The 24,952-nt window shown below is 38.1% G+C and carries 19 protein-coding genes; 13 read left to right on the top strand and 6 right to left on the bottom strand.

Annotated features, from left to right (window positions below; all coding sequences use genetic code 11):
* Window positions 1–34 precede the first annotated feature (34 nt).
* On the top strand, window positions 35–1,372 hold the full coding sequence (locus tag CYTFE_RS0113020) for a ferredoxin reductase family protein (protein ID WP_027472150.1): 1,338 nt from the start codon (window positions 35–37) through the stop codon (window positions 1,370–1,372).
* A gap of 119 nt (window positions 1,373–1,491) precedes the next feature.
* Here CYTFE_RS0113020 and CYTFE_RS0113015 read toward each other — a convergent pair whose 3' ends face one another.
* A complete protein-coding gene (locus CYTFE_RS0113015) occupies window positions 1,492–1,920 on the bottom strand; it encodes an NUDIX domain-containing protein (RefSeq protein ID WP_027472149.1) in 429 nt (142 codons plus the stop codon).
* A 4-nt stretch (window positions 1,921–1,924) separates the two neighbouring features.
* Complete coding sequence (locus CYTFE_RS0113010) at window positions 1,925–2,704, bottom strand: C40 family peptidase (protein ID WP_027472148.1); 780 nt, start codon at window positions 2,702–2,704, stop codon at window positions 1,925–1,927.
* A gap of 152 nt (window positions 2,705–2,856) precedes the next feature.
* On the opposite strand from CYTFE_RS0113010, the gene CYTFE_RS0113005 reads away from it, so the two are divergent.
* Window positions 2,857–4,986, top strand: a complete 2,130-nt coding sequence (locus CYTFE_RS0113005) for an HD family phosphohydrolase (protein WP_027472147.1) — start codon at window positions 2,857–2,859, stop codon at window positions 4,984–4,986.
* A 78-nt stretch (window positions 4,987–5,064) separates the two neighbouring features.
* Here the strand turns inward: CYTFE_RS0113005 and CYTFE_RS0113000 are convergent, their stop codons facing one another.
* Complete coding sequence (locus tag CYTFE_RS0113000; RefSeq protein ID WP_027472146.1) at window positions 5,065–6,993, bottom strand: methyl-accepting chemotaxis protein; 1,929 nt, start codon at window positions 6,991–6,993, stop codon at window positions 5,065–5,067.
* Between the two features lie 314 nt (window positions 6,994–7,307).
* On the opposite strand from CYTFE_RS0113000, the gene CYTFE_RS0112990 reads away from it, so the two are divergent.
* Window positions 7,308–8,309, top strand: a complete 1,002-nt coding sequence (locus CYTFE_RS0112990; RefSeq protein ID WP_081735983.1) for a D-xylose ABC transporter substrate-binding protein — start codon at window positions 7,308–7,310, stop codon at window positions 8,307–8,309.
* A gap of 108 nt (window positions 8,310–8,417) precedes the next feature.
* Here CYTFE_RS0112990 and CYTFE_RS0112985 read toward each other — a convergent pair whose 3' ends face one another.
* Window positions 8,418–10,529 (bottom strand): M3 family metallopeptidase, encoded by a 2,112-nt coding sequence (locus tag CYTFE_RS0112985; protein ID WP_081735982.1) that lies wholly within the window; start codon window positions 10,527–10,529, stop codon window positions 8,418–8,420.
* A 458-nt stretch (window positions 10,530–10,987) separates the two neighbouring features.
* Here CYTFE_RS0112985 and CYTFE_RS0112975 point away from each other — a divergent pair, with 458 nt between their 5' ends.
* From CYTFE_RS0112975 to CYTFE_RS28755, 5 genes are all read left to right on the top strand, one after another.
* Window positions 10,988–12,085, top strand: coding sequence for a hypothetical protein (locus CYTFE_RS0112975; protein ID WP_027472142.1), 1,098 nt, complete (start codon window positions 10,988–10,990; stop codon window positions 12,083–12,085).
* A gap of 27 nt (window positions 12,086–12,112) precedes the next feature.
* Window positions 12,113–13,093 carry a DUF6588 family protein gene (locus CYTFE_RS0112970; protein WP_027472141.1) on the top strand — a complete coding sequence of 327 codons (981 nt, stop codon included), beginning with the start codon at window positions 12,113–12,115 and terminating at the stop codon, window positions 13,091–13,093.
* A 120-nt stretch (window positions 13,094–13,213) separates the two neighbouring features.
* Window positions 13,214–14,191: an SPOR domain-containing protein gene (locus tag CYTFE_RS0112965; RefSeq protein WP_152541734.1), complete on the top strand. Its 978-nt coding sequence runs from the start codon at window positions 13,214–13,216 to the stop codon at window positions 14,189–14,191.
* A 40-nt stretch (window positions 14,192–14,231) separates the two neighbouring features.
* Window positions 14,232–15,218 carry a DUF6588 family protein gene (locus CYTFE_RS0112960; protein ID WP_027472139.1) on the top strand — a complete coding sequence of 329 codons (987 nt, stop codon included), beginning with the start codon at window positions 14,232–14,234 and terminating at the stop codon, window positions 15,216–15,218.
* 202 nt (window positions 15,219–15,420) lie between these two features.
* Window positions 15,421–16,467 (top strand): sugar transferase, encoded by a 1,047-nt coding sequence (locus CYTFE_RS28755; protein ID WP_052343185.1) that lies wholly within the window; start codon window positions 15,421–15,423, stop codon window positions 16,465–16,467.
* A gap of 87 nt (window positions 16,468–16,554) precedes the next feature.
* On the opposite strand, the gene CYTFE_RS0112950 is transcribed toward CYTFE_RS28755, so the two are convergent.
* Window positions 16,555–17,313, bottom strand: coding sequence for an SDR family NAD(P)-dependent oxidoreductase (locus CYTFE_RS0112950; RefSeq protein WP_027472138.1), 759 nt, complete (start codon window positions 17,311–17,313; stop codon window positions 16,555–16,557).
* A 301-nt stretch (window positions 17,314–17,614) separates the two neighbouring features.
* Between CYTFE_RS0112950 and purL the strand changes: the two genes are divergently transcribed.
* From purL to CYTFE_RS0112925, 5 genes are all read left to right on the top strand, one after another.
* The gene (purL, locus tag CYTFE_RS0112945) at window positions 17,615–19,849 is read left to right on the top strand and encodes a phosphoribosylformylglycinamidine synthase subunit PurL (protein WP_027472137.1); all 2,235 of its coding nucleotides are present in this window, start codon (window positions 17,615–17,617) and stop codon (window positions 19,847–19,849) included.
* Window positions 19,836–20,366, top strand: a complete 531-nt coding sequence (locus CYTFE_RS0112940) for a TlpA family protein disulfide reductase (protein ID WP_044212723.1) — start codon at window positions 19,836–19,838, stop codon at window positions 20,364–20,366. Before purL ends, CYTFE_RS0112940 begins: the two co-directional genes overlap by 14 nt.
* 215 nt (window positions 20,367–20,581) lie before the next feature.
* Complete coding sequence (gene ubiE / locus CYTFE_RS0112935) at window positions 20,582–21,304, top strand: bifunctional demethylmenaquinone methyltransferase/2-methoxy-6-polyprenyl-1,4-benzoquinol methylase UbiE (protein WP_027472135.1); 723 nt, start codon at window positions 20,582–20,584, stop codon at window positions 21,302–21,304.
* Window positions 21,305–21,399: 95 nt separating this feature from the next.
* Window positions 21,400–22,125: a type IX secretion/gliding motility protein PorT/SprT gene (gene porT / locus CYTFE_RS26390; protein WP_052343184.1), complete on the top strand. Its 726-nt coding sequence runs from the start codon at window positions 21,400–21,402 to the stop codon at window positions 22,123–22,125.
* Window positions 22,126–22,285: 160 nt separating this feature from the next.
* The gene (locus CYTFE_RS0112925) at window positions 22,286–23,851 is read left to right on the top strand and encodes an NAD(P)/FAD-dependent oxidoreductase (protein WP_027472134.1); all 1,566 of its coding nucleotides are present in this window, start codon (window positions 22,286–22,288) and stop codon (window positions 23,849–23,851) included.
* A 244-nt stretch (window positions 23,852–24,095) separates the two neighbouring features.
* Here the strand turns inward: CYTFE_RS0112925 and CYTFE_RS0112920 are convergent, their stop codons facing one another.
* Window positions 24,096–24,851 (bottom strand): TrmH family RNA methyltransferase, encoded by a 756-nt coding sequence (locus tag CYTFE_RS0112920; RefSeq protein WP_027472133.1) that lies wholly within the window; start codon window positions 24,849–24,851, stop codon window positions 24,096–24,098.
* Window positions 24,852–24,952: the final 101 nt, after the last annotated feature.

Here is a 24,952-nt window from a genome sequence, read left to right as displayed (position 1 = left end):
TGACAAAAGGCACTTGGGAAATTAGCAAACTAATATGACACGAATAAAAATAACACTTGCTGCACTATTTATTTCCATCACAATAATTTGGTTTTTAACAAATACCTTACTGTATATTCCATTCGATTACGACTTATTTACCAAAAGTTTAGATCAATTTACTGGAGTTATTGCTTTTTCTGCGATGACGTTTTCAATGATATTGGCAACGCGTCACCTGTGGCTTGAAAAGCGTTTGAATGGGCTTGATAAGATCTATCGCTTACATAAATGGCTTGGTATTATTGCTTTTTCGTTTTCCATTATGCATTGGTTGGTAGCAAAGTTGCCGGATTGGTGGTTGCGTTTAGATAATCTCATAACTTTAGATGCTATCTCAGGTGCCACTGTTTCTGATACTGAACCCTCCGCATTCGAGCAGCTTTTAGAAACTCTTGAGGTTTCGGCTCACCAAGTAGGGGAGTATGCTTTCTATTTAACGGTCCTATTTCTTATTATGGCATTGCTAAAGAAAATACCTTATCACATATTTGCGAAAACGCATATTGTGATGGCGGTAATTTATTTGGCGTTGGTTTTTCATTCTTTTGCCTTAATGTATATTGAGTATTGGACGGAGCCTATTGGTATTACTATGGCAATTTTAATGGTACTAGGAACCGTTTCTTCGGTTATAGTACTTTTGGGACAAGTGGGTAAAAAACAAAAAACGGAGGGATTCATTCAATCTATCAAGTCTTATTCCGATATGAATATGTTTGAATTAATAGTAAGAAGCGATAAGTGGAAAGGACATAATGCGGGGCAATTTGCATTTTTAAAATTAGAAAAGAGAGAACCATCCCATCCTTTTACCATAAGTTCGGCTTGGGATAGAAACACCCCAAATATAAGTTTTACGATTAAGGCTCTTGGTGATTATACCAATACATTGGCTAATAAATTAAAAATCGGCGATTCGATAGTTGTTGAAGGTCCTTATGGTAATTTTACGTTTAACGATAACAAAGAAAGTCAAATATGGATAGGTGGTGGTGTTGGTATTACTCCGTTTTTGGCACGAATGGAAGGCTTGGGACAACTGAGTAATATGCAAAAAATTGATTTTTTCTACGCAGCATATAAATTAGATGCTACTTTAGAGGGACAATTACAGCAACTCGCAACAGCAGCTAACATCAATCTACATTTGTTTGAAGCCTCCAAATCTGCTTTAATTTCAGGAGAACATATCCGAAATACTATTTCAGATTGGGTGTCTGCCAGTGTTTGGTTTTGTGGTCCTTCGAAAATGGGGAAATCAATAAAAAAAGACTTTAAAACAAATGGATTTAAAGCAAAATTTCATCAAGAATTATTTGAAATGCGTTGATTTGATTTATCAAGAATGTAAATAAAACTAGGCCATAAAACGATAATGTGCCCCGTAGTTGTGGTTATACAGCAGGAGTAAATTATACCTAGCTAATTTTTATTTTGAAAAGCCATGCATTAGGATAGGAAAGTTTCCTTAAACTCATTTAATATGAGTGAGTGGTCAAATGCCAGTGTTGGTATTTTTTCCAATGAAAACCATTTCGCCTTGCTGGCATCGTCTCCAGGTTGAACCATTAGCACATCCTCTATAAAAGCATAAAAAACCACAGATATTGTTCTGCCCCTTGGGTCGCGCTGAACTCCACCGTAACTTTTAAATTGTTTTATTTGGATGTTTTGTATATGTGTTTCTTCTTGCAGTTCACGCAAGGCGGCTGTTTCCAGGTCTTCATCCATATCTAAAAATCCTCCGGGAAAAGCCCAGCACCCTTCGTAAGGTTCATGCTTTCTCTCGATGAGGAGTATTTGTGGCTGCTTACCTTTGGTGATTAGGATGACATCTACAGTTACAGCTGGGCGGGGGTATTTATAGGTGAAACGCATAGTTTTAAGCTGGTATGATTCGTTTGATGACTCTTAATTTATGAGAGTACTTATTGGTGTCATGGTTAAAGATACCTTGGTGATCCAAAGAATCCACTCTTACTTCGCCATGGGCATGGATGATTTTGCCGGAGCCCAAACAGATTCCTACATGAACAATATGTCCATCCTCATTGTCGAAAAAGGCGAGGTCACCAATTCTGGCTTCTTCCACAAAACTTACATTGGTACCTAGCTCCATTTGTTGATAAGCATCTCTGGGAATACGGGTTCCGTTAATTTTAAAAACTATTTGGGAAAGCCCTGAGCAGTCAATGCCAAAGTATGATCTTCCTCCCCATAGGTAAGGGGTGTGTAGTAGAGAGGTAGCTACTTCTCTAATGCCTAACTCTTTGTGGGATGGGATTTGACCGGAGATAAAATAGTCATTTTTTCCAATGGAAAAACTATTTCTATCGTGGCCATTAAAAACAATGCGACTGCCGGCAGGTATGGTAATAGTGGTACCAGAACCGTCTTTTACGATGTTTATTTTTGGTGTAGAAACCATCCATGCATCGGTATTTTTCCAAAGCTCATATTCTGTTTCGGCCATTGAAAAAATTAGTTTAGCATCAATCCAGCCCTCATAACCATCAAAATCCATCTTGATTCTTGCCCACTTTTTGTCTTTTTCAAGAACCACAAAGGTTTCTCCAAAAAGAATTTGTGTAACAAGTTCCGATGCTTCTGATGGTTCTTTCCTTACTGGAATAAAACTATATACGCTGATAGAACCGTTCATATACCTTAAATTTTAGTGCTGCGAATATACCAAAATATGCCTAAACAAAATTGAGCCTTGTGTAAAAATATCATTATACCATCATGAAGGCCTGATTATGTGACTGATTTTACGCATATTTGTTGTTGTATTATTTAAGTCATTTAGTATTTATGAAAGAGTTTCTTCAACGGTTAAAAAAATATTCTCAAGCATCCTATAGAATATTGTTGTTTTTGGCAGCTGTACTTATTATTGCCAACTTGATGCCTCGGGAACGAAAGTTTAGATATGAATATAGTAAAGGCGAACCGTGGCGCTATGAAGTGTTAATTGCCCCATTTGATTTTCGAATTTTTAAGACCAGCCAAGAATTGGATGTGGAGCGCGATAGTATACTTAAAAATTTTAGGCCGTATTTTTTGTATGATAGTACTGCTGTAAAAAAAGTAGCACAAAATTTTCATCTAACCTTTGAAAAAAAATTACCGGATTACATCAAGAAGTATAAGTTTTTAAAACGTAAAGTCCGTAATAAAGAAAATACAAGATTGGTGAAGGAATTGGTTGATACTGTTTTGTGGCAGGTGTATGATAAAGGTATTATTGCGATTCCTGAAGAGTATGCTTCAAGAAAAGAAAAGCTGGAGCTAATGGTGGTGAAGGAGAATCTGGCAGAACCTTTTATGGCTAATGAGTTTCTGACTTTAAGATCATCATACCAGTTTATAATTAAAGAGGTGGCCAAGGGATTGGCTTTTGCTACCAATGACTTTACGGGTGTTGAGAATTTTATTTCGGAACTGCAGCTCAATGAATTTTTGATCACGAATATTGTGCTTGACGAGGAAAGAACTGTGAAAGAGCGGGATAGAGTACTTAAAAATATGGCACTTACAAATGGTATTGTTTTAGGTGGGCAGCGTGTTATTGACAAGGGGGAAATCATTGATGAGAATGGTATTAAAAAATTGGACTCGTATAAACGAGAATATGAATCCCGGGTAGGAACTTTGTCGCAATATAACCAGATTTGGGCTGGGCATGTGTTGATTACACTTATGTTTATGACCGGTTTGTTTCTATTTCTCTATTTTTATAGAAAAGATGTGTTCTTAAATCTTAAGTATGTGACTTTTTTATTGTTGATGTTATGTACGGTGATTATGATGGCATTTATTTCTTATCGTATTGCTGATGTCCCTATTTGGGTTATTCCCTTTACCATATTACCACTGATTGTGAGAACTTTTATGGATTCACGACTTGGTTTCTTTATGTTCGTTGTGGCCATGGTATTGGCTTCTTTTTTTAGTGATAATAGTTTTGAATTTCTTTTCTTGCAAATTCCTGGAGGTATTGCGGCTATCTTTAGTTTGTATAAGATGGCCAGAAGGGCTCAGATTGTTCGTTCTGCTATTTTTATATTTCTTACCTACAGTGTTTTTTATACAGGACTGCATCTGATAAGGGAAGGGAATATTCAAACTATTAATTATAGGTATTTTATGTATTTTGGAATCAATGGAATATTGATTTTTATTGTGTATCCATTGATTTATATTTTCGAAAAGCTTTTTGGCTTTCTTTCGGATGTAACGTTGGTAGAGTTGTCAGATACGAATCATCCATTGCTTCGTAAGTTGGCAGAAAATGCTCCGGGTACTTTTCAGCATTCCATACAGGTGGGTAATTTGGCACAAGAGGTAGCTTATGAGATTGATGCGAACCCTCTTTTGGTAAGGGCTGGAGCTATGTATCATGATATTGGAAAAACAGCCACTCCATTGTATTTTACTGAGAATCAAACTTCGGGTATCAATCCGCATGATAATATGGATTATGAACAGAGTGCAAAATTAGTGATTGACCATATTGAGGGAGGTGTTAAAATTGCTCGGAAGCATAAATTGCCACAAAAAATTATAGACTTTATTGCTACACATCAGGGCACTACGAAAACAAGGTATTTTTATAATTCATTTATTAATGAGCATCCGGATAAAAAACCGGAGGAAAAGAACTTTACTTATCCTGGCCCAACGCCTTTTACCAAGGAAACCGCCATATTAATGATGGCTGATTCAATAGAGGCGGCCAGTAGGAGTTTAAAGAATTATACGGATGAGGCGATAGATAAATTAGTGGAGAATATTGTGAATGCTCAGATAAAAGAAGGTCAGTTTTTTAATGCGCCCATTACTTTTAGGGAAATCACTACGGCAAAATCTGTGTTTAAGAAAAAACTAAAAAATATATATCATGCCCGGGTTTCTTACCCTGAGGTAAAGAAGAAAAAATAGGTCAAGAAAAAAAGGATGGTATCTTGGTTCGCTGTTTGTTGATAAAGATACCATCCTTTTGTATTAAGTAGTGATGTGTTAGAATTTCTCGTAATCATCACCGTCTATGTCTTTCCCTAAGTCGATGATTGGTTTATTAGCAGAAATACCACCTGAAGTTTTTTGTTTTTTGTTGATGTGATTTTGTTTGTTTGTTGTTTTCGGTTGCGCATTTTGGTTGGTGTTGACTGTGTTTTGGTCATCAACATTGAAAACAGAGATGGATTTTTTTAGCATCATTGAAAGTTCTTCCAGTTCATGGGCAGCAGAGCTGATCTCATCTGAATTGGAAGCATTGCGCTGTGTTACTTGATTTAATTGTTGTACGGCATTGTTGATTTGTTCCACGCCTGATACCTGCTCCAGTGATGCGCTGGTGATCTCCTGTACCAACATGGCTGTTTTCTCTATTTCAGGAGTAATTTGTTTTAAGTTATCATTGGCTTCTTTGGAGCTGTTGATGGTGTTTTGAGAAGAGGCATTGATTTCGTTGGCTGCTTGTTGGCTTCTTTCGGCCAATTTACGTACTTCTGCTGCAACTACAGCAAATCCTCTACCTTCTTGTCCTGCGCGAGCTGCCTCAACAGCGGCATTTAAAGCCAAAATATTGGTTTGGAAAGCAATGTCACCGATGATGGATATTTTTTCGGTAATGGTATCTAAATGTTGTTTGGCTTCTTCAGAACTGGTGTTGCTGATTTTCATCCCTTCCACTGCCTGCACAGCAATTCGTTCTGTTTCTTTAGAATTTTCGGTGTTTTGCTGGATGTTCGCGTACATTTCTTCCATAGAGGATGAAACTTCTTCTGCTGCCGATGCTTGCTCACTGGCTCCTTCACTTAGTTCCATCGATTCTTTACTAAGCCTTTCGCTGGCATATACCATCTTATTGGCGCCAGCGCTTATTTCGTTCACTACATTTTTTATATTGCCTACCATGATGTTCAAGGCTGTAGATAGGCGTCCAACTTCATCTTTGCTGTTGGCCGCAAAAGAAACATTTAAATCGCCTTTGGCCGCTTGTTCAGCCATGGCGATACCTTTAACAAGTGGTTTGCTGATGGATGAGGCCAATAGGTAGCTGAGACTTATTCCAAAAACAAGAATCAGGATGATGGAGATAATGAGGATTTGCTTTTCCTGAGTAACAATATGTGCACTGTCTTCACCCATCTCCAATAAATAGTCGAGTCCTAGCTCTGATGATTTTCTAACTTCCCACATCAATTGTTGGGCCATCTGGTATTTTTTAAGTTCAAGCCTTCTGGTTAAACTGTAGTGGGGGATGAAGTCTGTGGCTGAAGTTTGGATCTGGTCAATAATTTCTTTTATCTCTCGTCTTACTCCTCGTATTTGTGCGAGCTGATCAAGGCTATTTTGTACGTCGGATAATAGAAGAACATTTTTGGAATGTATGCATTGTAGCAAATTTACCTGAAGTTGGTTGGCAGCAGCAAGTGCTTTTTGTGTGGCAAAAGAGCCGCTTGACTTTTTAGTAAGTTCGTTCAAGCTTGCAAAAAGACCATTTAACTTATTGATTTGTTCCCCCTGTTCTGTTTCTTTTTGTACAAATTCTTTTTTAATCTTTTTAAAGGAGTTGGCAAATTCTTGAAGTGTGACTAAATTAATGCCTCTGGACGCGAGTTTGTTGTTGGTGGTGTCAGACATTAAAATCAGTTTTTCCAAGGCCTGCATATAGCTTTCCAGTTGTTGATCAGCCATACTATTGTAGTGAGAATTGCCCGATAAATCAAAGGCATTCATATTTCCGTTGGCCCGCTCCCAATAGTGATCCATTTTTGATGATTCGTTCACCGAAGGAATGTATTGGTTGGACAATGATTTAATCTCCTTGTCCACCTTTAGCAGGTTTATAAGTAATATTGTGCTGGAAACAATCGTCATTAAGATGATAATACCAAATCCAGTTCCAACTTTGTTTCTAATTTTAAGATCTCTCCATTTCATGAAATAACAATTAAGAAGTAAGCTTGATTTATTTTCGCTATGCATCGGGTAGGGTGTATTGTTTAACGTATGATATGCATAAATGTTACTAAAAAAACATAAAAAGTAAAACATTTTTTTGTTAATAGGAGAGCTGTTAAAATAGTGTTTTTTTACTGAGTAAAATTATTAGCTTTGTAACAAATACAACCGTTTTTTTTGTCAAAATAATAATAATTTTGGAGATGAAACGAATCATAAGTAAGTCTTTCTCAAAAATGAAAAAGATGAAGGTGGCGCGTTTCTGATGGCCTTGAAAATTAATTATAATCATTATGAAAAATATTATTAGTGTCATGCTTCTTTCTGTCATCGTCCTTTTGGGGGGATGTAAAGAGAAAAAAACAATGTCAATCGGCTTTTTATATCCTTCTGATTTAACTGTGCGATTTAATAAGGAAAGTGCTTTTTTTAAAGACTATTGTCAAAAACAAGGTGTGGAAGTCATTGTTAAAACAGCATCTAACGATGAGTCTTTGCAGATAGAACTAGCCAATGAGATGATTGAACAAGAGGTGGATGCACTTGTTCTTATTGCTGCCAATGTTAATACTGCAGCTGTTATTGTTCGTAATGCGCATGCCGAAGATATACCTGTACTGGCATACAATAGGATGATAAAAAATAGTGATGTAGATTTCTTTGTGGCCAGTAATAATGATCAAATAGGTAAAATAATGGTGGATGCACTGCTCAAAGAAAAACCTTCGGGTAATTTTGTTATTTTGGGCGGAGATAAATTTGATAAGAATGGTGAGGAGTTACAGGCGGCCGTAAAAAAATATTTAAAACCTAAAATAGATCAGAAGCAAGTGGAGATAGTTTACGAAACATTTGTGGAGAAGTGGGATGCAAGTACAGCTGCTTTTGAAATGGACAAGGTGATATCTTTATATGGTTCAGATATTGATGCCGTAATTGCTGGTTATGATGGAATGTCTGCATCGGTGATTGATGTGCTTAGAGCCAATGGTCTACTGGGTAAGGTGGCCGTGACCGGACAAGACGCTGAATTGGCCGGGTGTAAAAATGTGATCGCGGGTAATCAGTGTGTTACCGTTTTTCACCCATTGAAAACCATTGCCGAAAAAGGTGCTGAGATCGCTATTGAAATGGCTCAGGGAAAAAATCTGGATCGATTTGTTAATAGCTCCGATTTTAACGGTTTAAGTGAAATTCCTACGCATAGGGTGAATTCTATTGCGGTTACAAAAGATAATATTGATCAGGTGCTGATAGGTTCAGGTTTTTATACGCATAAGGAATTGTATGAATAAATTTTAAATTAGACTCTCTTTGCATAGTCGGAGAGATCTTAAATAAAAAAGGGATGTTTCGTCAGAAACATCCCTTTTTTATTTATCATGATTGAAAATAGCAGGTAACTATTTTACCAATCCACTTCTTTCAAGCAATGCATCGGGTGTAGGTTCTTGTCCTCTAAAGGCTACATATAATTCCATTGGATGTTTGGTGCCGCCTTTTGATAATATGTTTTTTCTAAAGGACGCAGCTGTTTCTTTGTTAAAAATGCCGTTCTTTTTGAATGCTTTAAAGGCATCAGCATCCAATACTTCAGCCCATTTGTATCCGTAATAACCGGCTGCATATCCTCCCGAAAAAATATGGGAGAAGGCTGTGCTAAAACATGTACCTTCCACTTGAGGGAATAATTCTGTTTTTGCCATGGCCTCTTTTTCAAACTCAGTGACCAATCCTTTAAAGGGAGTGTTGATGGAGTGCCAAGCCATATCATTCATGCCAAATGATAATTGACGTACGCTGAGGTAGCCACTCTGGAAATTAGAGGATGCTAAGATTTTATCTACTAACTCATCAGGTATGACTTCTCCTGTTTTATAGTGTTTGCCGACCAATTTTAACCATTCTTTTTCGGTACCCCAATTTTCTAATAATTGTGATGGAAGTTCAACAAAGTCGCGATAAACATTGGTGCCGCTGAGGCTTTGATAGGTTGTGTTGGCTAACATGCCGTGTAAGCCATGACCAAACTCATGTAAAAATGTGGTTACTTCATTATGTGTTAGCAGAGAAGGTGTGTCTTCTGTTGGTCGACTGAAATTACATACCAAAGAAACAAATGGACGAATATTTTTGCCATCTTTGATGTATTGTTCTCTATAATTGGTCATCCATGCACCACCTCTTTTTCCACTGCGAGGATGGAAGTCTAGGTAAAGAACGGCTAAAAATGAACCATCTTCATCAAGTACCTCATAAGCTTTTACTTCTTTATGATATACAGGAATATTTTTGTTTTCCTTAAAGCTAATGCCGTAAAGCGAGTTGGCTAAACCAAAAACACCATCAATTACCTTTTCCAACTGAAAGTAAGGTTTGGTCATTTCTTCGGTGAAGTCAAATTTTTCCGCTTTTAGTTTTTCAGAATAATAACTGAAATCCCAGCGCTGTAGTTGATCTTTGAGTCCATTCTTTTGGGCAAATGTTTCAACTTCAGCGATCTCATTTTTGGCGAAGTCTATCGAGCGCGCAAATAGTTCGTCTAAAAAAGTATTTACTTTCTCGGGGGTTTGGGCCATACGCTCCTCCAGTATAAATTGAGCATGATTTTCATATCCTAGTAATTTTGCTTTCTCTAAGCGTAGATTAACGATTTGCGTAATGATCTCTTTATTGTCGTACTCGTTGTCGTGATTGGCTCTGGTGGAATAGGCCATGTACATCTGCCTTCTTAGCTCTCTGTTGTCAGCATATTTCATGAATGGAACATAGCTGGGAAACTGAAGTGTAAAAATCCACCCTTCTTTATTTTCACTTTTAGCTACTGTGGCAGCTGCTTCAATTATACCTGCAGGTAATCCCGAAAGATCTGCTTCATCTGTAATGTGAAGTTTATATCCATTGGTTTCTGCTAATATATTTTCGCCAAATTGTAAGGTTAGTTGACTTAGCTTCGATGTAATAGAGCGGTAGCGTTCCTTGTCTTCTCCTTTTAATAAAGCACCTTTTCTTTCGAAGCCTTTGTAAGAATCTTCTAAAAGTTTTAATTGTTCTTCGTTTAAATTTAGCTTGTTGCGAGAGTCGTATACTGTTTTTACTTTCCTAAATAAGGTCTCGTTCAGTACAATGTCATTGGAATATTCTGTTAACAAGGGAGATACTTCGCGAGCGATGGCTTGAATTTCTTCGTTGGTTTCTGCCGAGTTTATGTTAAAGAATATGTTGGACACGTCGTTTAATTGTTTTCCAGCATATTCCAGTGCTAAAATAGTGTTCTCAAATGTAGGCTCTTCTGTGGAGCTCACAATCTTGTCAATGTCTGCCTTGGCCTTGATAATAGCTTCTTTAAAAGCCGGTAGATAATGGCTGGATTGGATTTGATCAAACGGTGGTGTATTGTGCACCGTGCTAAATTCTTCTAATAATGGATTGGTGTTCATAGTACTTTTCTGATTACAACTGTCCATAAATATGGAAATGCAAAGTAAACAACTAATAAATAAACTTGGTTTCATTGGTTTAAATTTATTTTTAAATGGTTTGACGTAATTTATTGATGAGTGAGCTTATCTTCTTGCTTGTCAGATTGGAGCATCGAATTTAAGTGCAAGTGTTTATTTTGAGTGATTATTATTGCAATGACGATATCGTTTATTGGTAAAGTTGGTGTTGAAATGTTAAATGGGTATAAAAATAAGGGGTGTTTGCTTTGTAAACAATGATAATTATTACTATTGGATAGTTGGGGTGAGTATTGGGGACGTATATTATGCTTTTGAAGCGTTTGTTTTATTAATTTATGGTGAATTTTCCTTTAAAATGAAACTTAAGTGTAACATCCATTCATCTTTTATAGTAGAAAGAATCGAACATTTTGTGGTAGAGACAGCGAATTGTTTGAAGATGCCTTTTTTTGAGGTGTTTGTCTTAAATGTAGTGTTTTGATAGTCTCTCATTAAATAACTTATAGTGTATGAAAATAGTAATTTTGGGTGTTTTGCTTCTTTGTGGATTGAATATGATTGTAGGAGGACAAAATACAGAAGTGCTTAGTCCACGTGATAATAGAAAGATCGATCGTGCGGAGAAAAAAATTAAAAAAGGGGATGCCATTGTAGCAAAAACGGAAAAGTATACCCGTGAAATTGAGGAAATAGAAGCCGAAGGAAAAAAGAGAAAAGGTAAAATAAGGAGGTTGAACAAGAAGACGAATAAAATTTTGGTAGGCTCTTCATCTTATTATAAAGAGGGATACGGAAAGAAATATTATGTTTTTAAAAGAGTGGTTTCTAAAGGACTGAAAGCGGGAAGCTTTGATGCAAACATAGAAACGTTTTTAGCCGATGCCAAAGATGAATTTAGAGGAGGTAGAAAACTTCGAAGGAAATCGATTAACTATTCTAATGCCAATAAGGCAGCGCCTTTATTGTTGGAAGCCAATGAAAAAGAGGGAAAGGCAATCGAAATATTAGCCAAAGCAACCGGGTATATACATTCGGTAGATACCGAGGAAGAGAATGCAGTAGTGCCAATTGAAGATTCTATGGTAGTTACGTCGGATACTCTTTTAATATTGGCGGGTTCTTCTGCGGGTATCGTGTCGGATTCTTTACTTCTTGATTCCATAGGAAGTCACTCTTTAAGTTTATCTGATACCCTAAGTAGAGTTGATAGTATAGCTTTTCAGGATACAAGCTTGATAATGACTGCGGATACAGCGCTTGTTACGGCTTCTGCTGTAGCTGCAGAGTCAACATTGGTGGATGGCGAAAATGAACTATTAGAGGACAAGGTGGTTCAAGAAAAGGTGCCAGGCCTTTATTTTACGGTGCAGTTTTTGGCTGAAGAGCAACCAGTACCTAAGGAAAAGTTACTTTCTTTATATGATGGACCTTTTGAAGTGATTAAACATGAGGTGGATGGCTTGGTTAAATATAGTTTTGGTAAATTCACGAGCATCGAAGAAGCTAATACCATGAAAGATAGATCTGGAGTTCAAGGGTTTGTTGTTGCCTATCTAAATGAAATGAGAATTTCAATGAGTAGGGCTGAAGAAATGAGTGCAAATTAAAATACACAATACACATACATTTTTATTATGAAAAAGATTTATTTATTGATAATGATTGCGTTGGTCTCGTTCAATGCGATGGCGCAGGAGGACGTGGTTGATTTTTTGAAGGCAGGTGCTCATGATGCCAATGTGTTGGCGAAACCGTATTTAAAGCCCTTTGGTGAAATGTTAGGAAAGGGTATGAACAATGGCTGGTATAATTCGGCTAAACCTCATAAATTGTTTGGCTTTGATCTGACTGTTACAGCTAGTTTAATACAAGCTCCTTCCAGTGCAGCCACCTTTGATATTGCTAAATATGAGGATAACTTACAAGAATTTGAACTGAAAAATCCTAATAATTCTATTTCTCCCACCGTATCTGGAGATATGGAGAATCTGCCTGTTTTAACAGATAAGGCCACTGGCTTGTCAGAAATTACCATGCCCAATGGTACCGGAATGGACTTTCTTCCGATTCCAATGGTTACAGCTGGTGTTGGTCTTCCGATGGGTTTTGAGTTAAAAGGTCGCTTTATTCCAGAGATCGATATTGAAGATGCTGGTAAGGTAGGTCTTTGGGGATTGGGGGTTCAAAAGGATATCAAGGATTATATTCCGGGAGTAAAGCATATTCCCATTTTAAATGTCTCGGCTTTGGTGGCTTATACCCATTTCTCAAGTGAGATAGATATAGAAGATGGTGGCCCTGACGGAAAACTGGAAATATCAGCTGGTGGTTTAAGTACGCGTTTGATTGTGGGAGCCAACCTTCCTGTTGTTGCTTTTTATGCCGGCATGGGATATGGAAAATCAAACAGTGATTTTAATTTGTTAGGTACCTACAACGTAGGTGATGATATTCCTGTTGTTCTGAAAGACCCTATTAAATTGGGTTATTCAACCAGTTCCTTTGATGCCAATGTGGGTATGCGAATTCGTCTGGGAGTAATTGCTTTGCATGCTGATTATACTTTAGGTGAATATAGTGCGATTACTGCTGGGTTTGGTTTGAGTTTTAGGTAGTTATTGTAAGGGATAGAATTGTGCTTTGAAATTTTTGTTAATACATATGTGATGGATTTTTTCCGATTCAGAATGCTGGTTGTGCTTTTGTTTTTATTTTGTGGTATAAATGCGCAGAATATGATGGAGAGAACGCACTCAGTGGTATCTGAAAGTGATATGTCAAAAATTTTAAAAGCACATTCTTATATTGCCCAGGGCAATGAAATATTGTTTGCTGATTTCGTTTACCCTAAGGATAGTTTATTCAGACAAGGTCTTACTTATGTTGAACTTTCTGAAAATTTATACGCAGGCAAACGGGTGAGCAGGTTGTTGTTCGAAACCAAGGATTATTACCGAACAGGTTTTGAAAGTATGCTGACTGTGTATGGACGGTATATAAATCAATATTTAGGTGAAACAAACAGTCTGTATTATAAAAAGATAAGCGCATTGAAAGATTCTGTGGATATGTATGTATCTCATGCAGAAGAGATGCGAGGTAAAAGTCTTGTAAGCGCCCAATTGAGAAAAGGGGGAGAGCAGATTCATGTTTCTAATATTCAATATCAACAGGCAGTGCTGTTTTGCCTACAAGCACTTGATTTAATAGAAAAAGAAAGTGCGCTCCAAACGCAGAAAAAAGGATCTGCTGTTGTTCAGGATACTGTAGGTGCGAAAGTGGTTCGTCAAGCACCCACCCCTGTGAAGGAGGAAAAAGGAAGGTTTTTAGAAAGTTCAGGAACAGAAAAAGTGTATACAGATTTGCTCTTGGTGTCAGAAGAAAAGGAAGTTCTTGCGGTTGAAAAAGAAGATAGAGCTGAATCTTTAGTTGAGGAGACCAGGCAGCAGAAGCAAGTGGTGTATTATACGGTGCAGATTATGGCGGATAAGGCTCCTGTCTCAGAATCACGTATCAAGCAGGTCTATTCTGGAAAATATCCGATTGTTGAAAATAAAGGTGACGGTTGGTATCGGTATAGTTTTGGAAAGTTTGGAACTTTCAGTGCAGCAAAAAAGGCTTTAGTACAATCTAATACCAAAGGTTACATTGTTGCTTATAGAGGAGGTGACAGAATTTCATTAAGTGAAGCAAAGGCCTGGTTAATACAATAAAGGCAGTAGTTGGATATTTAACAATGCTAAAAGAACTACCATGAGAAAAACTTTCATATTCTTATTGTTGGCTGTGGGTGTATCTATTGTAAAGGGACAAAAGGAAGTGGTTACTTTTCTTCAGGTGCCGGAGCTTTCGCAGGGCTTAGCCATGGAATATCTGAGTCCTATGGGTGAAATGATGCATGGTAATCTGCATTCCGGTTGGTATCGAACTGCAAAAACACACCGTTTTTTAGGATTTGATATTTCGTTGAGTATGTCAGCAACAACTACTCCTTCTGATCAGAGAGGTTATTATATTGATCAGATCCCTGATTTTCAACAAAATTATATCCTCAAAGATGGTAGTTTCTCAATAGCCGCCAATATGGCGGGTCAAACCACTGACTTCCCTGTTATTAGAAATAGAACAGATGGTAGAGAGATACAATTGCCCAAAGGTAAAGGGGAAGACAGAATCTCACTTCCTGTGCTATCGGGTGGAATAGGTTTACCATATAATTCTGAGCTGAGGGTGAAGTTGATGCCTAAGCTAGATATGGGTAATACGGGTGAAGTTTCGCAATATGGGGTTGGCCTTAAACACAGTGTTAAAGAGTATATTCCTGTTTTAGCGAATGTACCAGTACTTTCGTTGGCTGTATGGGGATCTTATGCTTTTATGTCAAATGATATAAAGATAGACTATCCGAATATGGGTAGCCCTGGTCAGTCGTTGGAAGGCGTGATGACTGGCTTAAGTGCTAAACTGTTAGTCGGGATAGATGTGCCTGTTTTTTCAGCATATATGGGCCTTGGCTATGTTTCTTCAAATGTTGATTATACTTTAAAAGGAAATTATTATGTGGGTGACCCTGCTGCTCTCTTGGAAGAAACAAACCCGCTGTCAGTAAAGTATGAATTCAGTAGGATGGCGTTGGATTTCGGTGTGAAAGCGAAAATAGGAATGGTAGAGTTGTTTGCCGGTTATGCACCGGGTGAGTACGGAACCATGAGCTTGGGGGCTGGAGTGGCTTTTAGATAATGACGTTTGTGTAAAAAATAAGCGTGTTTGCCTATCGAATAAAAGTAGGGCTCGTAGCTGTATAGTGCAGTCGTACTAGGGCGTTACATACGATGTACAAAGAATGCCTTCGTTACTTTTTTTAGGCCGTATGTCAATATTTTCCTATTAATATAAATCATCTTGTTATTTTTGAGCGAGCCAATAAAACTACTTTTACTTAATGCAAAACGTAAAAACTACAAAAACCAATTCCAATGGTGTAAATTTAAAAGCCATAGATGAGCATGTGGGGCGACAGCTCAATATGTATAAAAATAATTTGATTAAGCGTATGTCGAAGAAGGTATATGGGTTTATCTCTCAAACTGTACCTTTATACTCTGATAAAGTAAGAGTAGAGGAATCATATTGTCCTCAAAATTATTATACAATAGAAAAACCATTGTTGGGTATTGTGGATGTGGCTCCCATTAACTCAGCAGGTAATATTAATCAATATTTATTTCAATTAAATGACCATATTCCTGAAGCCACTATTTTTGTAGGGTGTTGCGCTATTGCTGACTTGAAGAATAAAAAAGATAAGCATTTTAGAGATCAAAATCCATATCTGAAGAGTTTAAAGCATAAGAAGTTTATTGGTAAAGCCGAAGCATTGGGTCGTTTGGTTTATGCAGGATTTTCTATTATAGACTTTAAAGAAATTGAGGGACTGCTTTACTTTATGACTATGAAGGTGAAAAAAGCACCAGAGAAGCAAGAAGGATGTAGCAGTGGATTTTTATTTTCCATGACCAGGGTTGGGCGTGAAGGAAAAGAATTGAAGGTTTTTAAGATTAGGACAATGCATCCTTATTCGCAATACCTGCAGGATTATGTGGTTCGTTTAAATGGATATAACGCTGTTGGAAAGCCTGCTGGTGATTTTCGCCTTACTTCGTGGGGAAAATTCTTTAGGAAGTATTGGTTGGATGAATTGCCTCAGCTGGTTAATCTTTTTAAAGGGGAGCTTGCTTTGGTAGGCGTGAGACCATTAAGTCGTACGCGTTTTTCAGAACTCCCTAATGAGGTTCAGGAGTTACGGGTGAAATTTAAGCCTGGTTGTATTCCTCCGTATGTATCCCTTTTAATGCCTGATTCTTCAGGTAATATAGAAGCGGAAAGGATTTATATGAGCGAAAAACTAAAAAAAGGTTTTAGAACCGATATTAAATATTTCTTTTTAGCCATGTGGAATATTCTTACTGGTCGTATTACAAGCTCTTAGTTTAGGTATTTTTCTTACAGGAGGGTCAGTGGTGGAGATTGTTTTTTAGGTTTCACCTCTTAGAACCACTGCCCTGCGAGTCGTACCCTATTTCCTGTATGTATTAAATGCATCAGCCTGTTGGCTAGGCATAATTAAAATATCGTTGATGTTTACATGCGGTGGGCGGGTTACGGCAAACTCAATAGCTTCGGCTATGTCTATTGCGGATAAAGGGGTGATTCCCTGGTAAACATTTTTAGCCTTTTCTTTATCGCCATCGAATCGAACCAATGAGAACTCCGTGTCTACCATACCCGGCGAGATGGAAGTGACTCTGATGTTATGTTTTAAAAGATCAACACGCATCCCCTTGGTGATCGCATTCACAGCATGTTTAGAGGCGCAGTATATGCTCCCACCCTCGTAAACATTGATGCCTGCAATGGATGATATGTTTACGATATGGCCATGTTGGTTTTTGACCATCCATTTTATAATTTCTTTCGAAAGGAACAATAATCCTTTTACATTGGTGTCAATCATCTGTGACCATTTGTCCCAGGCATCTTCATATATTTTTTCGGTTCCCGCAGCAAGACCTGCATTGTTTATTAAAATATCAATATTTTTCCAAGCATCCGGAATAGAGGCCAAGGCTTGGGTTGTTTCTTCTTCGTTCCTAATGTCAAAACATAGACTTAATACTGAGTTGTTGAATGTAGCTTCAATATTCTTCTTGAGATGTTCTAGCCGTTCGGCTCTTCTACCTGTAATAATGATATCATAGCCTTGTTTGGCAAGCATCTTAGCTGTTGCCTCTCCTATTCCGGAAGTGGCTCCGGTAATGAACGCAATTGTCTGCATGTGTTAAAAATTTGTTTTTATAATTGATCAAAAACTGAATGACCAGAGTAAATGAGTAATCTGGTCGTATATGTTCGATAACTGTTTCCCTATCTGATGTAGACAAGTGGTTGTGCCGATTTTATAAATGTATATTTGCTTTCAATTTACATCGCTCACTTTTGTACTTAGGTATTTTTTTTATACTTTCAAAAAGTCAATAATCACATGTGCTTTTGTAATGTCGTACCATATAAAATGTGAAGATATGACAATATTTTTGTAAAGTTATAGATCTGTAAATACAGCACCAAAAAAAGATATGATGAATACACATAACCCTAATATTAAAAGTTCAGAAAATTTAAGTCTGACACAGTCTGAACTTGAATTAATTTCTGAAATATTACAAAGAGAACCCAATGAGTTAGAGTTGGATATTTTCTCGCGTCTGTGGACAGAACATGCCTCATATAAAAACTCTTTGAAATGGCTGGGCAAATTGCCCAAATCAGGTGAAAATGTAATTGTTGAAGCCGGTGACGAATCGGCTGGGGCCATTGATATTGGCGACGGTTATGTATGTGTGTTCAAGATGGAGTCGCATAATCATCCTTGTTCAATTCAACCGCGATTAGGTGCTTTAACGGGTTTGAGAATTGTAAATCGGGATGTTTTTTCTATGGGTGCTAAACCAGTTGCATTTCTGGATTCATTGAGGTTCGGTGATGCAGAAAGAGATACTGCACGATGGCTTTTTTCAGAGGTGGTGAATGGCATTAAGGATTTTGAAGAAAATATGAAAGTGCCGGTTATTGGAGGCGAGGTTTGTTTTGATGCCGGTTTTAATTCTAATCCTATTGTAAATAACATGACCGTGGGAGTGGCCAAAAAAGAGGATCTTATATCCGGCGTTGCCACCAACGAAGGTCAGATCATATTGCTATTGGGTTCTCTAACGGGTAAAGAAGGAGTGGATAATGATGCCTTTTCTGCTGATTTTATTTCTGATAAGCTGTCATCTAATTTTACCATGGAGCAGATGATGGATTCAACAGTGGAACGTAGTCTGTTGGAGGCCGTGAAAATTTTGAATAGAGAGAAACTGGTCGTGGGTATTCAAACCGTTGGAGCAGGGGGTATTGTGGGCGCTGCTACTGAAATGGCAGCCAGAGGGAATGCAGGCATGGAGTTGAAGGGAGATAAAGTGCCTACCCGTGATGAAGGTATGACCATGCGTGAAGTGTTGCTTTCTGAATCATGGGGAAGGATGTTGCTTTGTATTGACCCTGAAAATATCACTAGGGTTTCTGAATTATTGCAGCCTATGCAATTGTCATTTGCTCAGATAGGTGTCGTGGTCAAGGGAGAGTTTTTACAATGTAAAGAAGGAACTAATACCATTGCACAGATTCCTGTTTCCTATGTGGGATTGGGGGGTAAAGCGCCTATTTATGAGCGGGAAGTATTGGAGCCTGAAAAAAATAAAATAAAAGAATTAAAGATAGAGGATATCCCGGAACCGGATCATTACCAAAAGGTGGTTCATAAAATGATGACTAACTTAAACCTGGTCTCCAAAGAATATCTTACTCAAATCTTTGATCAGTCGGCACAACAAGACTCTGTGAGTAATCAGTTTCCATCGGATGCTTCTTTTGTTAGTATTGAAGAAACCAATAAAAAATTAGCTTTAACGGTTGACTGTAATTCGAATTATGTGGAGGCTGATCCCTATGTGGGTGCTCAGATTGCGGTGGCCGAAGCGGCCCGTAATATCATTTGTGGGGGTGGGGTGCCACTGGCAGTAACCGACTGTTTGAATTATGGTAATCCCTATGATCCTGAAGTGTTCTGGCAGTTTACTAGATCGGTTGAGGGATTGTCGGAGGCTTGTAAGAGATTTAATACGCCAGTTGTTAGTGGAAATGTGAGTTTTTATAACCAACGCTCGGTGGAAGGTCGTTTAACACCTATTACCCCGTGTCCGGTTGTGGGGATGGTTGGTACTGTGGATTCTATTGATCACCATACAGTATTGTCCTATAAGAGTAAAGGGGATATGATCTTTTTAATAGGTCAATCCAGAGATGATATTAATGCGTCAGAATATCTGAACTTTTATCATCAGAAAAAAAGTCACGCTGCACCATATTTTGATATAGACGAAGAGTTAGAGGTGCAGGAGTTGGTGAAGCAAGTGATTCGTAAAGACTTGGTGCGTTCTGTGCATGATGTATCCTCCGGGGGGTTGTTCTTTAATTTGTTAGAATCGGGTATTCCATTGGGCTTTGGCTTTGATATAACAACAGATGCCGAGGTTAGAAAGGATGCCTTTTTATTTGGAGAGGCACAAAGCCGAATTGTGGTATCTGTGGCTCCGGAAAAACAAGATGATTTTGTGGATTTTATGTTGGAAACAGGAGCCGTATTCTCAGTGTTAGGCCATGTAACAAAAGGAGAAATACGAATTGATGATGAAACATTTGGTTACGTAGAAGATTATAAGAAAAAATTTGCAGGGTATTTAAAATCATGGATGGATGGTGAAAATTAATAAGCTGTTTACGATAAAATTACTGGCTCTGGGATTTATATGGGCGGTTCTTGTGTCGGAATGTTTAGCGCAAGACAGTGCCTCTTTGGTTAAGGTGGATGATGACATGCCTTCTTTTGTTCTGAAATCAACGAGTGGTCATGTGAATTCAGTAGATCTGAAAGGTAAGGTGGTGCTGATTAATTTTTTTGCAACTTGGTGCCCCCCTTGTATGAAAGAGCTTCCGTACATTAAAAGTCGTATTGCTGATAAGTATCAAGAACGTCAGGATTTTGTTCTGTTGGTGGTGGGACGTGAGCATAGTCAAAAGGAAATGGATCAGTTTAAGGCCAATAAGTTTGATTTGCCATTATATCCAGATCCCCAAAGAGCTGTATATGGTAAGTTTGCCATAAATACAATTCCTAGAAACTATATTGTAGATAAAGCGGGTAAGGTAGTTTATGCTTCAACCGGATTTGCACCCGATGAGTTTGAAAAAATGCTTCAAGTATTGGAACGGTCATTGGAAAATTAGTGCGTTTGAGGAGTAGCTTGTGGGTGGTGCAATGTGGTAATGATGCATTATCTAGTTTTTCGGTGCTTAAAAACTTCAGAATTATTGCCAGAGTTTAATATCTATTGTATTTTTGACAACCGATTAAATTTTTTAAATAGTATTATTCATTGGCATATTAACAACTTGTTTATAAAATAAGCCTGCGATGAATATTGCACGAATCCACTAACTACATGACGGTTAAGCCATATAAATCTTCAGAAGAAGGTAAGAAGAATCAGATAAAAAGCATGTTTGATAATATCGCACCCAAATATGATTTTTTAAATCACTCATTGTCATTGGGAGTCGATAAAATATGGAGACGGAGAGCCATAAATCTGCTGAAAGGAATGGATTCTCCTGTGATTTTAGATATAGCCACCGGAACAGGTGATTTGGCGATTGCATCCTTGCGATTGAAGCCGCAGAGAGTTGTGGGGCTGGATTTATCGCCAGAGATGTTAAAAGTGGCAGAAGAAAAAATTAAGCGGAAGAACCTTCATAATATTATCTCTATGATAGAGGGCGATTCCGAAAACCTTCCTTTCGATGATGCCGAGTTTGATGCTGCGATGGTTGCATTTGGGGTGCGTAATTTCGAAAACCTACAAAAAGGATTGGTTGAAATTAATAGAGTGCTTAAAAAAGGGGGCAAGTTCATGGTGCTGGAGTTTTCAAACCCATCAACGTTTCCTGTTAAACAAGTTTATAAGTTTTATTCTACTAAAATATTACCTTGGTGGGGAGGACTTCTGTCTAAGGACAAGGCTGCCTATACCTATCTGCCTGAATCTGTGGCTGCTTTCCCTGAAGGACAGTCCTTTGTGAATGAATTAAATCAGGCTGGCTTTAAAATAGAAAGGGTGTGGAAGCAGACTTTTGGCGTGGCAACGATTTATTTTGCCACTAAGTAATCCTCTTTTGTAAACAATAAACCATAAAATATATAGTTATTGAGTTTAGAGGTCTGATCCTATGATATATTTGAAGGAAGATAAATTACGTATTTATGATACTTGGATTTAAGCAATTTTTTGTGTTTTTCGTGCTCTTGTGTTTGATGGGGGAAATCAATGCACAAAACGATAAGAATAAAAATGTGCCTAACCTGAAAGGTTTCGACGAAAAACCGATTCATTTTGGTTTTTTGATTGGATTCAATACCATGAATTTCAATGTGCAGCACTCGGGTGCTGCTACGCCAGAAAATGGAAATAATCCTCGGTATGCAGAGCTATTGTCTTTGCAACCAGGAATTAATTTGGGAATAATTGCCAGTTTGAGGATCAGGAAAAATTTAAATCTGAGGATGTTGCCGGGTATTTCCTTTGGTCAACGAGATCTGACTTTTGTTGACTCAAAGGGAGTCAAGGAGGATGAAGCTCTTCAGTTAAAATCTACCTTTTTGGAAATGCCTATTATGTTAAAATATGGGGCTGATAGAAACCATAACTTTAAGCCTTATCTGGTGGCTGGTATTAATCCCCGTTACGATCTGGCCAAGAAAAATCAATCCGGGGTAGTGCTAAATGCGCTGGATTTTTATTATGAGTTTGGAGCCGGGTTTGATTCTTATCTCAATTACTTTAGGTTGTCCACCGAACTTAAAGTCTCTATCGGTATGCGCGATGTACTCAATCATGATGGTACTGGGGAGTCCTTGGATATGCCCTATACCCAAGCAATTGACAAATTAACGTCGCGAATTTTTGTATTGAGCTTTTATTTTGAATAAAAGTGATTTTTTTGCATTTATTAAGTGTTTTGTTGTCAGTCACTTATGGTCTTATTGAGTGGTGGATAAATGAAGGTGTAAGCTCTTTATGAATCCATTGTCGAAGTAATAGCGTTGTAAATTGATAATTCATTATCTTTGCCCCGTTATTAAAAAACGGATGAAGAAAGACATTGCATTAAGACTTACTCCTCAGGAGGCATCGAACGAAAAATATTATAAGGATATCGTAGCTAAAAAGATGAAGGTACATCCTGATAAGATTACCGCTATCAGGGTGCGCAAAAGATCTATTGATGCCCGTCAGCGTCAAGTTATGGTTCAGCTTCATTTGGAAGCCTTTGCCAATGCGCCGGCGCCGGAAAAGGAATTTGTAACGTTTGAATACCAAAATGTAAGTGATAAGCCTGAGGTGATAGTAGTTGGTGCTGGTCCCGGAGGATTATTTGCAGCTCTGCGCCTAGTGGAGTTAGGCTTTAAGCCTATTGTATTGGAGCGGGGTAAAGATGTGAACGAACGGAAAAAGGATATTGCGCTGTTAAATAGGAATAATCCTGTGGATCCGGAATCTAATTATGCTTTTGGTGAAGGAGGAGCAGGTACTTTTTCTGATGGTAAGTTATACACACGAAGCACCAAAAGAGGAGATTTTAATAAGGTATTGCATGTTCTGCATTTTCATGGGGCTCAGGATGATATCCTGGTTGATTCTCATCCACATATTGGGACCGACAGACTGCCGGGGGTGATAAAAAAGATGCGGGAATCTATTATTACCGCAGGAGGAGAGGTTTTGTTTAATGCCACTGTTACTGACCTTGTCATTGAAGATTCTTCTGTCAAAGGGCTCGTTTTAAAGGATGGAACTAATATTAAAGCCAAAGCAGTAGTGTTGGCAACAGGGCATTCTGCTCGTGATGTGTACACCATGTTAGATAATAGGGCTATTGAATTGGAAGCTAAGACATGGGCCATGGGGGTACGGGTTGAACACCCGCAAGAACTGATTGATCAAATCCAATATCATTCGCCGGATGGGAGGGGCGAATATTTGCCCGCCGCATCTTATAACTTCTCGTGTCAGGTGCAGGAGCGAGGTGTGTATTCGTTTTGTATGTGTCCTGGTGGTTTTATTGTGCCTGCTATGACTGGAGAAAATGAAATGGTGGTAAATGGTATGTCACCATCTAAACGTAATTCACCATATGCAAATTCGGGTATGGTAGTGGAGGTTCGTCCCGAAGATATTCCAGATGAGTTTAGGAAGCAGGGAGTGCTGGCAGGCTTAGCGTATCAAAAAGAAGTAGAGAGACTTTGTTATATTAATGGAGGTAAAAATCTGATTGCTCCTGCGCAACGATTAACTGATTTTGTGGATTCTAGATTGTCTTTTGATTTGCCACCTACATCCTACGTACCCGGAACCATCGCTTCTCCACTTCATTTTGTATTGCCCTATGGCATAAGCAATAGGTTACAGGAGGGGTTTAAGCAATTTGGTAAATGGGCCAATGGTTTTCTTGATCCTGAAGCGATTATCTTGGGAACCGAATCGCGAACTTCATCACCCCTTCGTATTCCGAGAGATCCTTTATCTTTGCAACATGTGCATATAGGAGGGCTGTTCCCTTGTGGTGAAGGTGCCGGTTATGCTGGAGGAATTGCCTCTTCGGCCATTGATGGAGAGAAGTGTGCCGATGCAGTTGCTCGGATGTTGGGAGAGTAGTTGTATCCGAAAGATTACGAGTGTACTGTTCTCGATCTTTTGGTGGTCTTCGGGGGGCATGACGATAAAGCAAAGCTTGGTCAAATGGAGGGATGAAAGTATACTTGTCCGAATGAAAAGTAATATTTCAGTAAGGCTCAATCTTAATGACTTGTGTAAATTAAACATCGAAAATGATAATTTACGATGTTTAATATTTTGGAAGCAACTTGTCGATGCGATGCCTCCTTTTGTAATACCTTTTTTATCTTCTCTTAAATTCAGACATGATGATGGCTGTGGCTGTTGATACATTGAGCGACTCTGACTTGTCTTCATGTGAAGAAAAAGAGGGAATTAATAGTTTTTTATCCACACAAGTCTCTATATGGCTCGAAATTCCTTTGCCTTCGTTCCCCATTACAATTATTCCGGCTTTTGATAATTCTTGTCGGTAAATGTTCTCCCCATCTAAGAAGGTTCCGTAAATAGGTGTCTTGTTCTTTTTTTGCTGTGATAAAAACGCATGCAAATCTGTACTGTGAATAGTTACACGTGCAATAGCTCCCATTGTGGCTTGTATAACTTTGGGGTTGTATGTGTCTACTGTGTTTTGAGAACAAACAATATGTTCTATCCCGAACCAATCAGCTAAGCGTATGATGGTTCCCAGATTTCCGGGGTCCTGAATGTCATCAAGAGCTAGGATTAGTTTGTCATGCCACGAATATTGCGCTATTTCATTCTCGGGTATCTTGCATATCGCTATTACCGGTGGAGGGGTTTTTAGTTGTGTGATTTTTTTTAAATATTGCTCAGTTGTCACCGTATAAGGAATAGAAGCCGGCAAATGATGAATTTCCGACCATCCTTCCCTTATAAATAATTCGGAGATACCTGTGTTTCCTTGTATGAGATCAAGAACTAGTTTTTCACCTTCGGCTAAAAAAAGTTGATGTTGCTCCCTAAATTTCTTTTTAGTTAGGGAGTTAATGAGTTTAATTTTGCTTTGACTGATCATTTTTATAATATAGTTCGTCACAAATTTACTTTATTACAATGTAATTAGATACTTTTGCGTAAAATTTACCTAATCGGATCAAAAATTGCTGGGTAAAGTTT

The sequence above is a fragment of the Saccharicrinis fermentans DSM 9555 = JCM 21142 genome (genome assembly GCF_000517085.1).
GTDB lineage: Bacteria > Bacteroidota > Bacteroidia > Bacteroidales > Marinilabiliaceae > Saccharicrinis > Saccharicrinis fermentans.
Note: the sequence above shows the minus strand (reverse complement) of the source record. Positions and strands in the feature narration are given on the sequence as shown.

What these genes read in the sequence shown, in the direction of transcription:
- CYTFE_RS0113020 (WP_027472150.1), top strand. Translation starts at nt 35, where the DNA reads ATGACACGAATAAAAATAACACTTGCTGCACTATTTATTTCCATCACA.
- CYTFE_RS0113015 (WP_027472149.1), bottom strand. Translation starts at nt 1,920, where the DNA reads ATGCGTTTCACCTATAAATACCCCCGCCCAGCTGTAACTGTAGATGTC.
- CYTFE_RS0113010 (WP_027472148.1), bottom strand. Translation starts at nt 2,704, where the DNA reads ATGAACGGTTCTATCAGCGTATATAGTTTTATTCCAGTAAGGAAAGAA.
- CYTFE_RS0113005 (WP_027472147.1), top strand. Translation starts at nt 2,857, where the DNA reads ATGAAAGAGTTTCTTCAACGGTTAAAAAAATATTCTCAAGCATCCTAT.
- CYTFE_RS0113000 (WP_027472146.1), bottom strand. Translation starts at nt 6,993, where the DNA reads ATGAAATGGAGAGATCTTAAAATTAGAAACAAAGTTGGAACTGGATTT.
- CYTFE_RS0112990 (WP_081735983.1), top strand. Translation starts at nt 7,308, where the DNA reads ATGAAAAATATTATTAGTGTCATGCTTCTTTCTGTCATCGTCCTTTTG.
- CYTFE_RS0112985 (WP_081735982.1), bottom strand. Translation starts at nt 10,529, where the DNA reads ATGAAACCAAGTTTATTTATTAGTTGTTTACTTTGCATTTCCATATTT.
- CYTFE_RS0112975 (WP_027472142.1), top strand. Translation starts at nt 10,988, where the DNA reads ATGAAAATAGTAATTTTGGGTGTTTTGCTTCTTTGTGGATTGAATATG.
- CYTFE_RS0112970 (WP_027472141.1), top strand. Translation starts at nt 12,113, where the DNA reads ATGAAAAAGATTTATTTATTGATAATGATTGCGTTGGTCTCGTTCAAT.
- CYTFE_RS0112965 (WP_152541734.1), top strand. Translation starts at nt 13,214, where the DNA reads ATGATGGAGAGAACGCACTCAGTGGTATCTGAAAGTGATATGTCAAAA.
- CYTFE_RS0112960 (WP_027472139.1), top strand. Translation starts at nt 14,232, where the DNA reads ATGAGAAAAACTTTCATATTCTTATTGTTGGCTGTGGGTGTATCTATT.
- CYTFE_RS28755 (WP_052343185.1), top strand. Translation starts at nt 15,421, where the DNA reads ATGCAAAACGTAAAAACTACAAAAACCAATTCCAATGGTGTAAATTTA.
- CYTFE_RS0112950 (WP_027472138.1), bottom strand. Translation starts at nt 17,313, where the DNA reads ATGCAGACAATTGCGTTCATTACCGGAGCCACTTCCGGAATAGGAGAG.
- purL (WP_027472137.1), top strand. Translation starts at nt 17,615, where the DNA reads ATGATGAATACACATAACCCTAATATTAAAAGTTCAGAAAATTTAAGT.
- CYTFE_RS0112940 (WP_044212723.1), top strand. Translation starts at nt 19,836, where the DNA reads ATGGTGAAAATTAATAAGCTGTTTACGATAAAATTACTGGCTCTGGGA.
- ubiE (WP_027472135.1), top strand. Translation starts at nt 20,582, where the DNA reads ATGACGGTTAAGCCATATAAATCTTCAGAAGAAGGTAAGAAGAATCAG.
- porT (WP_052343184.1), top strand. Translation starts at nt 21,400, where the DNA reads ATGATACTTGGATTTAAGCAATTTTTTGTGTTTTTCGTGCTCTTGTGT.
- CYTFE_RS0112925 (WP_027472134.1), top strand. Translation starts at nt 22,286, where the DNA reads ATGAAGAAAGACATTGCATTAAGACTTACTCCTCAGGAGGCATCGAAC.
- CYTFE_RS0112920 (WP_027472133.1), bottom strand. Translation starts at nt 24,851, where the DNA reads ATGATCAGTCAAAGCAAAATTAAACTCATTAACTCCCTAACTAAAAAG.